Source organism: Kribbella swartbergensis, from assembly GCF_054784135.1.
The window spans coordinates 616,092-628,081 of sequence record NZ_BAAGPM010000017.1 but is presented as its reverse complement, the minus strand read 5'-3'; the positions used below and the strand labels follow the sequence as shown (position 1 = coordinate 628,081).

Below are 11,990 nucleotides of genomic sequence, written 5' to 3'. Positions count from 1 at the left end.
GACGTTCGCCGGTCAGGGGCGTACTGCGTCCGTTGTCGAGGCGGGATGGTTGGCGGTGTGCAGGCTCAGCGACCTGTCGCCGTAAGGAGGGTATCGATGGGTGATCTGGATCAGGTAGCTCCTGCCGCGGCCTCTGGCAGGGCAATTGGGGACGTGGAGTGGTTTCGTAGGGACCTCGAGCAGCAACGGGGATTCCGGCTCGATCAGCTCAGGGATCTGTCCTACGAGGCGCGCGTGGACTCCGAGGGAGCTCAGGCCGAGGTGAGGGAAGCGCTGATGGATGGCGCCCGCGCCGTGCTGGCGGAGATCGACGCGGCCCTCTTCCGGCTCGCGATCGGTTCCTTCGGTCGATGTCAGCTCTGCGGCGGCACGATCCCCGCGGAACGGCTGGAGGCGATACCGATGGCCAGCCTGTGCCTGCCGTGCCAGTACGCCGAGGAATCCTCGCCGGCCGGGTCGCCGGATAACTGGTGAGTCGCCGTCGCAGTTACCCGCGGCGCGACTTTGACTCGAGGTGGACCAGGCACGCATCGGGTTCGGCGAACGGCTCGAGGCGGGTCGCCTCGATCGGGGCGCGGATCTCGGCGAGTGCGCCCCGCATCAGGCCCAGGTGGAGCGGGCACAAGGTGGACGAGTAGTCCTCGGCCAGTTCGAGGAAGGGGCAGTGCCGCAGCCGGACCTGCCCCGGCGTGTCACCGGAGTACTCGGGAGCGAAGCCGAGATCGCTCATCATCGCGGTCAGCCGCCGGATGGCCTCGGCACGGCTCGTCCGGCGCAACGGCGGGACGTGTTCGATGAGCTGCCGGCCCCAGGCCCGGCCGGTGTCCTCCGCGCCGGAACCGCCCTCGGTCGCTGCCAGCCGGCCGAGCAGGATCTCGGCGAGGAGGCGGTAGTCGCGTCGGCCACCCCGGTTCATCCCCGGACGGACTACGTAGACCGTCCGTGGCCGGCCTCTTCCGGACGGCTTCTCCTGTGAGCGCTCGACCAGGCCCTGGGAGGTGAGCGCGTCGAGATGGAAGCGCACGGTGTTCGGATGAAGGCCGCTGCGCGAGGCGATCTCGACGATGCCGAGCGGACTCTCGGCGGCGCGCAGAACCCCGAGGGCGGCGTCGCGCCGCGGGCTCTGTTCGACCACCTGCTCTCCTCGGCGCATGGTTCCCCTCCAGGTCCTTGTAATTTATACCAATCCCACTTGTAATAAATAGTGCGGCGGCTCCAGAGGCTGAGCGAGTGGGAGTGACATGAGCGCATCCGGCGGGATCCCGTGGCCGGGGTCCGAGGCCGGGAACAGCGCGGACGAAGCCTGGCTGACCGCCATCGCGCAAGCGGCTGCCGGCGATTCCCAGGCACCGCTGGAACTCCTCGTCGAATACCTCACCCTGCTTGCCGATGCTGCCATCTCGGGTCGGCGTCCGCACGAGCACGAGCTGGCCGTTGTGCGCGAACTCGGCCGCCGTGCCGCCGAACAAGGCATCCCCGCCGGGCGAGTCGTCGACCTGTACCTGTCCGCGGCATCGCGGATGTGGCGGGACCTCCCGGACGTCGTACCGTACCGTGACCGCGACACCGTGCGTGCCTCGGCTCAGTCGGTTCTCATGGCGGTCGGCCAGGCGATCGCCGTACTGGTGGACAGCTATCAGGCGGCAACCCAGCAACTGATCAGGCAGGAGGAGTCGCTCCGCCGGGAGTTGGTCGACGACCTGCTGCGCGGCGATCCCGATCTGTCCGGCATCGTCGAGCGGGCCGAGCCGTTCGGCCTCGATCTGGGGCGGCCACACCAGGTGGTTCTGGCCAGGCCCGCCGACGGACTCACCGAAGGCGACCCCAGCGCCGGAATGCTGGAGCGGTTCATTCTCGACCGCTTCGGAGACCGCGAGGTGCTCGTTGCGACCAAGGAAGGTCTGCTGGTCGTGCTGATCCCGGCGACCATAGCGAGCACGGCGCCGCGCACCGTCGCCAAGAGCGCCGGGACGTTGATCCATGATGCGCTGCGCCGACATCGGAAAGGCCGGGAGTGGCGGGTGGCGGCGGGTCGGCCCTATCCCGGCGCCTATGGGATCGCGCGCTCGTACGAGGAGGCACGCGAGGCGCTGATCTTCGCCGATCGGCTGCAACTCGCCGGCGCGGTCGTCGATGCTCGCGACATGCTCGCGTATCGCGTCCTCATCCGCGATCAGGCCGCCATCGTGGACCTCATCGAAGCCGTACTGTCGCCGCTGACTCGCGCGCGGGGCGGAGCCGAGCCGCTGTTGCAGACCCTGGAGACGTACTTCGCCACCGGTGAGGTCGCCACCGAGGCGGCGCGGCGCCTCAACGTCTCCGTCCGAACCGTCACCTACCGGTTGACGAAGGTGAAGGACCTGACCGGGCATGATCCGGGCGATCCGACCCAGCGGTTCATGCTGCACACCGCCGTACTCGGCGCACGCCTCCTGGATTGGCCGGCTCAGGAACTGCCGTCCGGGGCCTAGTTTCGTTGCCGGGGATCGGCGACCAGCGCGGCCTCGGATTGGCCGAACGTGGTCATAGTCGTCCGCGTCCCGGAAGCGCAAGGTTGTACTGCGCGAGATCGGATGCGGGAGGATTGACGATGAGGGCGTATCGGGCTGCCTGGCTGGGCTTCTGCGGCATCGTCGGGGTGATCGGCGCAGCGGTCGCCTTCACCTGGTCGCTTTCGGTGATAGTTCTCTTGTTCGCCTTCGCCGCGCTGACCGGAGGCGTCGCTGCCCTCGTTGCCCTGACCCCCGATGACGACTCGCCGCTCGACCGGGCCGGCCGGCGATCAGTGGTCAACTGTGCGGCTCTTGCCGGTGCCGGGGCGGTCTCCTTCGTCGGCCTCGGAACGTTGCTCGGTGCACCGATGGCGATGCTCGTCCTGATCCTGACGATCGGAAGCTCGCCGTACGTCGCTCCCCGCTGGATCGGCCGGCTCACAGATCACGGCCAGCTGCCGAGTCCCGCGAATCCTGGCGAGCGCAACCCGGTCCCCGCTGCCGAACCCACCACTCGAGAACTCGAGTTGACCGTCGAGCCAGAGGTCGAGGTGGCCGAGCTCAGCGACGATGCCTTGTGCCTGGCCTGGCGGACCAGCTTCTCGGCCCTGCAGAGAGCCAACTCGCCGGCCGAGCGACTGCTCGTCGTCGAAGAGCGTTGCAGGTATCTCGACGAACTCGCGCGGCGAAATCCCCCAGGAGTGGCCGCCTGGCTAGCTTCAGGAGCTCGAGCCGCCGGCAACCCGGCCAGGTTCGTCCTGGGCGACGTCGCCTCCGGACGCCCACCCATCAACTGGGACGCCCTCATTCAAGAAACGGACAGGTAAGCCAGGCTCGGACTCCAAGGCGGCATAGGCGAATCCGAGCCTGTCCACGTGCTCGGACTACTCCGCGGGGGCGGTGTTGGCAGTCGTCAGTGCCGTGGTCATGCGTTGGCGGGCTTCGTAGTAGTGCTGTGGCTCGAGGACAGGTCGGTTGAAGCGCAGGGTGCGGTCGGGGTCGATGATGTCCAGCGCCGCAGCGGTTCCGTGGGCAGCGCGTACGGCCTGCAACGCGCGGTGGTCCCACATCGCCTGTGCGAAGACGCGATGCCGGATCGACGGCCAGGGCGTTCCGTCCGGACCTGGGTAGACGGCAAAGGCGTCCCCGGACGGGAACGCACCTCCGGCCGAGGTGTCGGTGAAAGGGTCCACCCTCCGGATGGAGTGCCAGGTGTACCAGAAGTTGAATCCCCAGTGGAGGAATCCGTCCACTCCGGATGCGAAGAGCTGGTGCCCGATCGCACGGTTGCGCGACGAGGGCATCCCGATGAACCGGTTCGCGACATCGCGGTCCTGGCTGACGCAGTAGTACACCCACAGGCGTTCCGGGCGCTGCGCCAGGAACGGTTCGACGTGATCGGTCGCGACGACGGGCACAGGGACGGCGCCCGACGTGTAGAAGGAGTGCTCGCTGAGGGCATCGACAACCGTCCAGCCCTTCAGGAGATCGGCGACGACGGCTTTCGCGGCGAGATAGCTCGCGAGCCCGTCCTCCCCGGACGGCTCGTCCGAGATGTGGAAGACCACGTGGTCGCGGTCCCATTCCTCGTCGAGCACGGCCTGCAGCGCCGGCAGGAGCGCTTCCATCAGGTTCCGGTACCGTGCGTCGGTCGCCGGGACGTCCCAGCCGAAGGCACGCCGAGGGTCCAGACCGTCGTCGCTCACCACGATTCCAGGCGTGGCCTTCGCGCCCCACTGGGTGAACAGATGCGCGACCTCGACGCCGGTGATCCCGGTACGCCGGCACAGGTCGAGCCAGCGCCGAAGTCGATCGAAGCCGAACCGGTATCCGTCGCCGGTCGCCGTGATGTCGACGAGCTGCACAACGGTGCGGTACGACCCGACCGCGGTGTCGAGCGGCGGCGTCCAGACCGGTGCGAGCAGTGACGTCGCGCCCATCTCAGCCGCCGACGCCATGAACCGCTCGACGAGCGTCCAATGCTCTTCGCTGAAGACTTCGACGCCGTGGTGGTCCGCAAGCGCGTCGAGGTGTATCCAGTGACTCGACACGATGTCGAGCGGCGGCAGCTCGATGCCGGTGATTTCAACGGTGACCGGCGCCCGATGCAGTTCGGATCCGTCGGGCGCGATCATCACGATCGTGAGTTCGTGTACGCCGGCCCGCGCCGGATCGGTCGTGGTGACGTCGAACCACAGCGCTCCCCAGCCGCCGAACCGCACGGGAGCTTCGCCGTTCGGCACGGGGCGCAACACGTCCGGATACAACCCGGGTTCGTCCCACTCGTAGCCGTCGTCATGCCCGGGGAGAGCGACGAAGGAGCAAGGCACGAGATCCACACTCGACACAGCGACCAGGTCGGCCGCCTCACCTTCGACCCGCACCCGGAGTGGGCTCGGGTCGCGGAACTTCGGGTCGAGCGGAGGGCGGTAGGCGAGCTGGAACGACGCGGGCTCGCCGAGGAACGCCTGGAACCGGGTCTCGGCGGATACGGGACGCGGGTCCCGAACCGGGTGCACCTTCGCGAGCGCATCGCAGAGAACGAACTCCCACTTCGCGGCCACTTCGGACCACTCCTTCCGACACATGCGAAGGCCGCGGAACTGGCCGCGGCACCATCCGGGCGTACTGCGTAATTATGGACTCTATGATGCAGTTTCGTGCATCAATGCACAACGGTCATGCGGACGCGATGGAACCAAGGCCGGAGGCTGCGTCTTGTTCCGGTCCGGGAGCGGGTGTTTAACTGATCGTGGGGGCGCGGTGACTTCGGGCGAGGGGTTCGTGGTTGCCGCGGGGGATGATGAGCGATGGATCGAGTACGCCGTACCTCGTGGTGGAGGCCGGAGCGCATGAAGGGCGGCGGATCGAGCTGACCGGCGCCCACTTGACGGTCGGCCGGTTGCCGAGCTGCGACGTACGGTTCGAGGACCCGTACCTGAGCCGCACGCATGCGGCGCTGTGGCAGCGGGGCGGTGTGGATTACGTCGAGGATCTGGGCTCGGTCGGCGGCACCTTCGTGAACGGGGAGCCGGTCACGGCGCCGCGGCGGCTGTACCCGGGCGACCGCGTCACGTTCGCGGATGTACAGCTTCGCTACAGCACGGGCGAGGGCGCGCCGACCGGGGTCCGCTACGACATCGGCGATCAGCGAGCGCGCACGATCAACAACGTCGGCCGGGACCAGTACGTCCAGCACGTCATTCAGCAGCGGGAGAGTTTCTTCCGTGAGATCGCCGCGACGAAGACGAAGGCCCGAGGGCTGATCTGGACCGGTGTCGTGGTGTTCCTGGCCGGACTCGCCATCGCCGCCGTCGGTTGGTACACGTACTTCGGTCAGATCATGGACCTCGCGTCCGCATCCGGCATGCCCACCCAGGACGACTTCAGCGGCTTCCTGGTGTTCGCGCTCGGCGCCCTGGTCAACCTGGTCGGCGTACTGCTGATCATCGCCGGGATCGTGCTGCACATCGTCGCCACCGCGCGCCGCCGGCGGGTCGACCGGGAACTACCGCCACCCCAGCTCATGAGATGAGTCGCCATGACCTTCAACATCGGCAACCAGAACGCCGCCAACATCAACAACGTCGGCCGCGATCAGCACATCACCGGAGGCCAGACCGGCATCGTGGTGACGCCGGAGCAGGCCCGGCAGGCGCTCGCCGACCTGCGGGTGGGCGTCAAGGCCACGCGGCTCGACCCGGTGACCTCGGTCGCGGCGGAGTCGGAACTCCGCGACATCGAGGCCGGACTGCGCCAGCCGGAGCCGGACAGGGCCCGGATCGCGCCGAGGCTCGAGCGGCTGACCCGCATCCTCCTCGCCGCGGGCTCACTGGCCGCGGCGGGATCGGCTCTGGTCGCGCCCCTCCGTACGCTCGCGCAGTGGCTGGGCTCTCTCGGAGAGCCGATCCTCGGTCTCCTGCCGATGCTGATCTGACAACCGAGCGCTCCACAGGCCCGATGAGCGGAGGACCGTGATGACCCAGCCGGCGACGGTCACGGTGAGCAATCCGTAGCCGATCGAGGCCAGCGGTCCGGTGCTGTCGACGGTGCGTCCACCGAAGTACGCCAGCGCGTGTGCGGCGAAGAAGACGGCTGCGGCCACACCCGTCGCGCGGGCCCATCGTGGCGCCCACGAGGACAGCCCGATCAGCAGCAGGCCGGGCGCGTAGAGCATGACCCCCGCTGCGAATGAGACATCGGCCCCGGGCGCGTCGGTCGGGCTCAGCAACCGGGTCTCGCCCAAAGCAAGCAGAGCGAAGCCGGCCGCGGCAAGCCGCCGTCCAGTCGAAGCGTGCTCCACGGCGAGCAGTGTCGCCGCCAGAATCAGTCCGACGGCGCTCACCGCGTACAACACGTCCTGCACCTCCCCCGGACCAAGGAAGCTGCCGCTGAAACCGAGCACGCCACCGACGGCGAGCCCCGCTGTGACGATCCCCTTGCCTGTCGACTCGTGCGCCTCGACCCGGCCCGAAGCAGCGCGGCGAGCTGTCGGGTTGCCGTCCGTTTCCTGTGAGCCGCGTCGTTGCTTGAGCCGGATGCGGAAGTCCATCGTTCTTCTCCCCGATCAGTGCTGCGCGGACGACGCTGGGACGGTGGAGATCTGCGCGTGCCGGTCCGCTCGTGTGAGCATCACGCTGGTCGTGATCGTCCAGACGGGAATCCCGGCCAGGACACCGATCCAACCGATCGGGCCGATCGCCAGCCATACCGCGAGCAGGATGCTCATCCCCGCCCACCAGCGCGGCAGGACCGCAGTGCGGGCCGCGACGATCGCCGCGGCGGCGAGCAGCACGATGGCGGAGAGCTCGGCGCCGATGAAGAACGTGGCCTCCAATGCGTTGAGCGTGGCCGCCTCCGACGCTCCCAGCTGAGCCACACCGAGGGCCGCCACCACGCCCCCGGTGGGAATGCCGAGCGCGAAGACACCCGTCGCGATCCCGCCGGCGAACGCCAGCGAAGCGAAGGTCCCCGCACCGCCCTCGGCTCGGAGGAGCCGGCTGCGCAGCATGCCGACGAACCACAGGAACGCGAGGGAGCCCAGCATGAACAACCAGCCTCCCGACACGACCGCGTCGCCGGCGCCCTGGAAGTGGGCGAGAACCTCGTCCGCCGGTTCCTCGGGGACACCTCCCGGGAGGCCGACATGGCCGCCCCCGATCAGGACAACCCCTCCCGCCCACAACAGCGTCGCCAGGACGCCGGCGAGGGCTGACACACGTTCGACCCGATCGGTCATCGGTCTCTCCTTTCGTTCGGGTACTCCGACGCTAGGCACACGACACCGCGGTCGGAGGCCGGATGACCGGACACTGTGTGGGGGCTGGCCTCCGTTCCCGATGGGGGCTGACCCGGTTGCGGGTTCTCCTGTGCGCGGTGATCATTCGAGCTATGTCGGGCGTCCGACTGACAGCTGTCCTGAGCGCGGTCTTCGTCCTGGTCACCGTTGGAGGCGGCCTGGCGCTGCTCCTCGGCGCCGGGCCCGGCGTCGACGCAGCTGTCCTCGGCGCCGCGGAAACCGGTCTCGCCGCGGCGCTGCTCGGGCTTCTCGTTCGCTGGCAGCGACCGGAGAACCGGATCGGGTGGTTGCTCACCGGAGCCGGAGCGCTTTTCGGGCTGTCCGTGCTGGCCGCCGGAGTCCTCGGTTCGTCGGCCGGGCCCGCGCCGGCCGAAGAGGCGGCGTTCGCCTGGATCTGGGTAGGTCAGGCGCCGTTGGTCATGGTCTGGACGATCACGATCCTGGCTCTTCCGGACGGCGAGCTCGGAGCCGGTCTGCGCCGTGGCTTCCTGGTCGTGGCTGGCGTTCTCGCAGCCATGGTTGCCGTGGCGGGCTATCTCTTCGCGGGTCCCGGTCAGGTTCCCGAGTTCCCGCCGGCGAGTGCACCGGCCGAGGTCTCCGGCCCGCTTGCCTATCTCGCCCAGCCGGAGCCGCTCTACCAGGTCGGGCAGCCGTTCCTGGCGGTCCTGCCCTTGCTCGCCCTCCTGGGTCTGATCGCCCGATTCCGGAAGGCGGATCCGGTCGCCCGACAGCAGCTCAAGTGGGTGCTGGTGGCGGCGGCCCTGACAGGACTGGCCAACCTCGCGCGCGTCGCGCTCGATACCGCGGGCGGTGCGCTGGGGACCGCCGGCACGGTTGTCGGTCTCATCGCCGACCCGTTGCCCGCGCTGGCGATAGCGCTTGCGGTGTTGCGCTACCGCCTGTGGGAGCTCGACCTCTTCATCTCGCACGCAATCGTCTACGGGACGATCTGGGTCGCACTCTCCGCCGCGTTCATCGGGGTCGCGCTCGGAGCCGGATTGCTGGCCGGCGGATCCGGCGTACTCGTGCCGCTGCTACTCGCCCTCGCCGTCGCAGTAGCGGGACGACCCCTGCTCGCGCGCCTCGAGAGGCTCGTACGCCGACTCGTCTACGGCCCGGAGCCCGCCGGATATGCCGCGGTCGTCCGCTACACCGACATGCTCACCGAGGCGTCGAGGTCAGGAACGCTCGCCCAGGCGATCGCCGAGTCGGTGCAGCGGGCCCTTGGGACGAACTGGGCCGGCGTGTGGCTGCATGTCCAGTCCGGTGGGACATCGATTCTGCAACCGGCAGCCATCGCGGGCTGCGACGTCGGCCCGGCAGGGGTTGCTTCCGACGAGCAGATCGCAGCGCTCCAGGCGAGCACGGGCGGTCTCCTGGCCGATGACATGCCGTCCGAGCTGGCCACATTTGGCGTTCTCCAGGACGTCGAGCCGAGCGCCGTGTTTCCGCTCGTCGCCGGGACGGACCTGGTCGGGATCATCGCCTGCGGTCGGCGGCCGCAGCATCCCTTGGTCTCCTCCGATCTGGAGCTGCTCGGAGTACTCGGGCAGGAGGCCGCGCTCGCGTTGCGCAACGTGCGGCTGGAGTCGGAGTTGCGCCGGCGGCTGGACGAGATCGAGGAGCAGACCCGGCAACTGCGACGCTCACGGCAACGGCTGGTCAGTGTCCAGGACGCCGAACGGCGGCGGATCGAACGCGACCTGCACGACGGCGTCCAACAACAACTCGTGGCGCTGGCCGCCAAGCTGAAGCGGGCCTCGCTCGCGGCGCCCGCTGCGGCGCAGCAGCTTCTCACGGAGGCTGCCACCGAGGCCGAGGAAACCGTCTTCGCGCTCCAGGATCTGGCACGGGGTATCTACCCGAGCCTGCTCGCGGATCAGGGACTACCGGCCGCGCTGCGCACGCACGCTGCCCGGGTGCCCGCCGCCGTACGGGTGGAGGTGGAACCGGCACTCACCGGGCGCCGATTCGGTCGCGACCAGGAGGCCGCGCTGTACTTCGTTGCTCTCGAGGCGATGGCCAACGCGCAGAAACACGCCGCCGGGGCCGAGCTGACCGTGTCGGTGCACGGGGCGGACGACTTCCGGCGACTCGTTCTCGAGGTGCATGACGACGGTCCGGGATTCAGTCTCACCGACCCGACCGGTGGCTCCGGCCTGCAGAACATGGCGGACCGGATCGCCGCGGTCGGCGGCACCCTGGACATCGACAGCCGACCGGGCGCCGGGACCTGGATCCGCGCGGAGGTTCCCCTGGAGGCGCGGATCGTGCCGCTTCAACGCCCGGCCGGCGATTCCCGCAGGTAGACCAGAACGGCGGCCACCCGGCGATTCAGCTCGCTCTCCGGAGCGAGTCCGAGCTTTGCGAAGATCGCGGCGATGCGCTTCTCGACGCTGCCGACGGACAGATAGAGCGCTTCCGCGATCCGCTTGTTGCCGATTCCCTCCGCCATCAGCCGCAGTACGTCCAGCTCCCCCGGGGTGAGCTCCGCGAGCGGTGAGCCTGGCTTCCGGGAACGCAGGGCGAGCAACTTCTCGACGATCCGCGGGTCGAGCACCGACCCGCCGTCGGCCACTTCATGTATCGCGCGGACCAACTGCTCGACGTCTCCGACGCGCACCTTGTGCAGGTAGCCGTAACCGGCGACCCCGTGCTCCAGTAGCGCCCAGACGTAGCCCTCGTCGTCGTGCTGACTCAGGATGATCACGCCGATGTCCGGATACTCACCCTTGATCGCGTGAGCCGCCTCGATCCCCTCCATGGAGTGTGTCGGAGGCATCTTGATGTCCATCAGAACGACGTCCGGTCGCAGCCTCCGGGTCTCGGCGATGACTTCGTCGTAGTTCGAAGCGACGCCCACCACGTCGAGTCCACCGTGTTCGTCGAGCAGCCGCCTGGTGCCCTCGCGCATCAGGTACTGGTCCTCGGCGATCAGCACACGCAGCCGCGCGTCCCGGCTCGGGCCCTTCTCGGTTCCGGTCACTGACGACGCCTCGGAGTTTGCTGTCGGCTGATGAGAACGCGCCGCAGATCCGGCGAGCACGAGTCTGCGGTCCTCGGGCGACCATTGTCGCGCACGCCGCGGGTTCCCGGCGGCTCATCGGGGACGTGCCTGCCGACGTGCACGCCGCCGCCTTCGGCATCGGCCGCATGACCCTCGGACGTTGTCGCTACAGTGGCATCGCCCTCACGCCGACCTGCGCCGGGAGCACACCGTGGTCAGCCCGTTCAACGTCGAAGAGATCTTCTCCGACGTCGCCGCCGATTCCGTCCGGCTGCCGCGCCGGCAGAGCGGCAGCTCACCGCAAAGCCTGGCGGTGACCCTGATCGCCGACTACACCGTGCGCACCCGTGCCTGGCTGCCGAGCGCGGCAATCGTGACCCTCCTGGGCGAGTTCGGTGTGACCACCGGCGCGGCGCGGACCGCCATCAGCAGGCTGAGCCGCCGAGGCGTGCTGGACGTCAGCCGCCAGGGTCGGCACAGTTCCTATCGTCTGACCGAGCCCGCCGCCGCCAACCTGTCGATCGGCGGCGCCTCCATCGCGGCATTCGCCACCGGTCCGGACTCCTGGGACAGGTCATGGACGGTTGTCGTCTTCACGATGCCGAAGGAGGAGAAGGCTGGGCGAAGCTCGCTGCGAGCCGACCTGCGGTGGCAGGGATTCGCACCGCTCTACGACGGGGTTTGGGTGTCGCCGCATCCGCTGACAGAGCAGGAACACGCGGATCTGGTCGCGGTGACCCCCGGAGTCACGACCGTGTTCCGCGGGCAGCACTTACAGTTCACCTCGGACGCCACCCGTGACCCGATCACAGCCTGGGACCTTGCGGGCATCGCGAAGGAGTACGGGACCTTCGTCCAGCGCTGGGACCCGCTTCTCCCCCGCATCCGGGGCGGTGACATCACTGGCGCGGCCGCCGTACGGGCTCGTACCGAGGTGATGGACACCTACCGCCGGTTCCCGGCGCTCGATCCCCTGCTCCCGCTCGAACTCCTGCCGTCCGGGTGGCCGCGCGCCCGCGCGCGAGAGGTGTTTCTCGCGGTGTACGACGGCTTGGCGGAAGCGGCCCAGGCCCATGTGCGAGCCGTCGTGGAGCACGTCGCCGACGGACCGCGTCCCCACGTCCAGGCCCATACCGTGGCGGAGATGGGCCTCGGCATCAGCTGAATCGGTGGTCACGCAACACCGGCATTC

At 68.9% G+C, this 11,990-nt stretch carries 12 protein-coding genes; 7 read left to right on the top strand and 5 right to left on the bottom strand.

Annotated elements, in window-relative coordinates; all coding sequences use genetic code 11:
• The first annotated feature begins 96 nt into the window (after positions 1–96).
• Positions 97–474, top strand: coding sequence for a TraR/DksA family transcriptional regulator (locus ACYVOK_RS14880; protein ID WP_460662977.1), 378 nt, complete (start codon positions 97–99; stop codon positions 472–474).
• 13 nt (positions 475–487) lie between these two features.
• Here the strand turns inward: ACYVOK_RS14880 and ACYVOK_RS14875 are convergent, their stop codons facing one another.
• Positions 488–1,135: a helix-turn-helix transcriptional regulator gene (locus ACYVOK_RS14875; protein ID WP_460662976.1), complete on the bottom strand. Its 648-nt coding sequence runs from the start codon at positions 1,133–1,135 to the stop codon at positions 488–490.
• Positions 1,136–1,241: 106 nt separating this feature from the next.
• On the opposite strand from ACYVOK_RS14875, the gene ACYVOK_RS14870 reads away from it, so the two are divergent.
• Positions 1,242–2,471 carry a PucR family transcriptional regulator gene (locus ACYVOK_RS14870; RefSeq protein WP_460662975.1) on the top strand — a complete coding sequence of 410 codons (1,230 nt, stop codon included), beginning with the start codon at positions 1,242–1,244 and terminating at the stop codon, positions 2,469–2,471.
• 119 nt (positions 2,472–2,590) lie between these two features.
• On the top strand, positions 2,591–3,319 hold the full coding sequence (locus ACYVOK_RS14865; protein ID WP_460662974.1) for a hypothetical protein: 729 nt from the start codon (positions 2,591–2,593) through the stop codon (positions 3,317–3,319).
• A 57-nt stretch (positions 3,320–3,376) separates the two neighbouring features.
• Here the strand turns inward: ACYVOK_RS14865 and ACYVOK_RS14860 are convergent, their stop codons facing one another.
• On the bottom strand, positions 3,377–5,056 hold the full coding sequence (locus ACYVOK_RS14860; RefSeq protein WP_460662973.1) for a DUF4091 domain-containing protein: 1,680 nt from the start codon (positions 5,054–5,056) through the stop codon (positions 3,377–3,379).
• Positions 5,057–5,295: 239 nt separating this feature from the next.
• Here ACYVOK_RS14860 and ACYVOK_RS14855 point away from each other — a divergent pair, with 239 nt between their 5' ends.
• A complete protein-coding gene (locus ACYVOK_RS14855; protein WP_460662972.1) occupies positions 5,296–6,027 on the top strand; it encodes an FHA domain-containing protein in 732 nt (243 codons plus the stop codon).
• Positions 6,028–6,033: 6 nt separating this feature from the next.
• Positions 6,034–6,429 carry a hypothetical protein gene (locus ACYVOK_RS14850; RefSeq protein WP_460662971.1) on the top strand — a complete coding sequence of 132 codons (396 nt, stop codon included), beginning with the start codon at positions 6,034–6,036 and terminating at the stop codon, positions 6,427–6,429.
• On the opposite strand, the gene ACYVOK_RS14845 is transcribed toward ACYVOK_RS14850, so the two are convergent.
• Together ACYVOK_RS14845 and ACYVOK_RS14840 are read right to left on the bottom strand one after the other, a co-directional pair.
• Positions 6,322–7,044, bottom strand: coding sequence for a hypothetical protein (locus ACYVOK_RS14845; protein ID WP_460662970.1), 723 nt, complete (start codon positions 7,042–7,044; stop codon positions 6,322–6,324). The genes ACYVOK_RS14850 and ACYVOK_RS14845 overlap by 108 nt on opposite strands.
• Positions 7,045–7,059: 15 nt before the next feature.
• Entirely contained in the window at positions 7,060–7,731 is a 672-nt protein-coding gene (locus ACYVOK_RS14840; RefSeq protein ID WP_460662969.1) for a hypothetical protein, read from the bottom strand.
• Positions 7,732–7,883: 152 nt separating this feature from the next.
• Here ACYVOK_RS14840 and ACYVOK_RS14835 point away from each other — a divergent pair, with 152 nt between their 5' ends.
• Positions 7,884–10,100 carry a GAF domain-containing sensor histidine kinase gene (locus tag ACYVOK_RS14835; RefSeq protein ID WP_460662968.1) on the top strand — a complete coding sequence of 739 codons (2,217 nt, stop codon included), beginning with the start codon at positions 7,884–7,886 and terminating at the stop codon, positions 10,098–10,100.
• Here ACYVOK_RS14835 and ACYVOK_RS14830 read toward each other — a convergent pair.
• Positions 10,070–10,777 (bottom strand): response regulator transcription factor, encoded by a 708-nt coding sequence (locus ACYVOK_RS14830; RefSeq protein ID WP_460662967.1) that lies wholly within the window; start codon positions 10,775–10,777, stop codon positions 10,070–10,072. The genes ACYVOK_RS14835 and ACYVOK_RS14830 overlap by 31 nt on opposite strands.
• 181 nt (positions 10,778–10,958) lie before the next feature.
• Between ACYVOK_RS14830 and ACYVOK_RS14825 the strand changes: the two genes are divergently transcribed.
• Positions 10,959–11,963, top strand: coding sequence for a PaaX family transcriptional regulator (locus tag ACYVOK_RS14825; protein ID WP_460662966.1), 1,005 nt, complete (start codon positions 10,959–10,961; stop codon positions 11,961–11,963).
• Positions 11,964–11,990 lie beyond the last annotated feature (27 nt).

Excerpts from the sequence above, each read along its gene's own strand:
- ACYVOK_RS14850 (WP_460662971.1), top strand. The coding sequence starts at position 6,034 with ATGACCTTCAACATCGGCAACCAGAACGCCGCCAACATCAACAACGTC.
- ACYVOK_RS14880 (WP_460662977.1), top strand. The coding sequence starts at position 97 with ATGGGTGATCTGGATCAGGTAGCTCCTGCCGCGGCCTCTGGCAGGGCA.
- ACYVOK_RS14845 (WP_460662970.1), bottom strand. The coding sequence starts at position 7,044 with ATGGACTTCCGCATCCGGCTCAAGCAACGACGCGGCTCACAGGAAACG.
- ACYVOK_RS14865 (WP_460662974.1), top strand. The coding sequence starts at position 2,591 with ATGAGGGCGTATCGGGCTGCCTGGCTGGGCTTCTGCGGCATCGTCGGG.
- ACYVOK_RS14855 (WP_460662972.1), top strand. The coding sequence starts at position 5,296 with ATGAGCGATGGATCGAGTACGCCGTACCTCGTGGTGGAGGCCGGAGCG.
- ACYVOK_RS14870 (WP_460662975.1), top strand. The coding sequence starts at position 1,242 with ATGAGCGCATCCGGCGGGATCCCGTGGCCGGGGTCCGAGGCCGGGAAC.
- ACYVOK_RS14840 (WP_460662969.1), bottom strand. The coding sequence starts at position 7,731 with ATGACCGATCGGGTCGAACGTGTGTCAGCCCTCGCCGGCGTCCTGGCG.
- ACYVOK_RS14835 (WP_460662968.1), top strand. The coding sequence starts at position 7,884 with ATGTCGGGCGTCCGACTGACAGCTGTCCTGAGCGCGGTCTTCGTCCTG.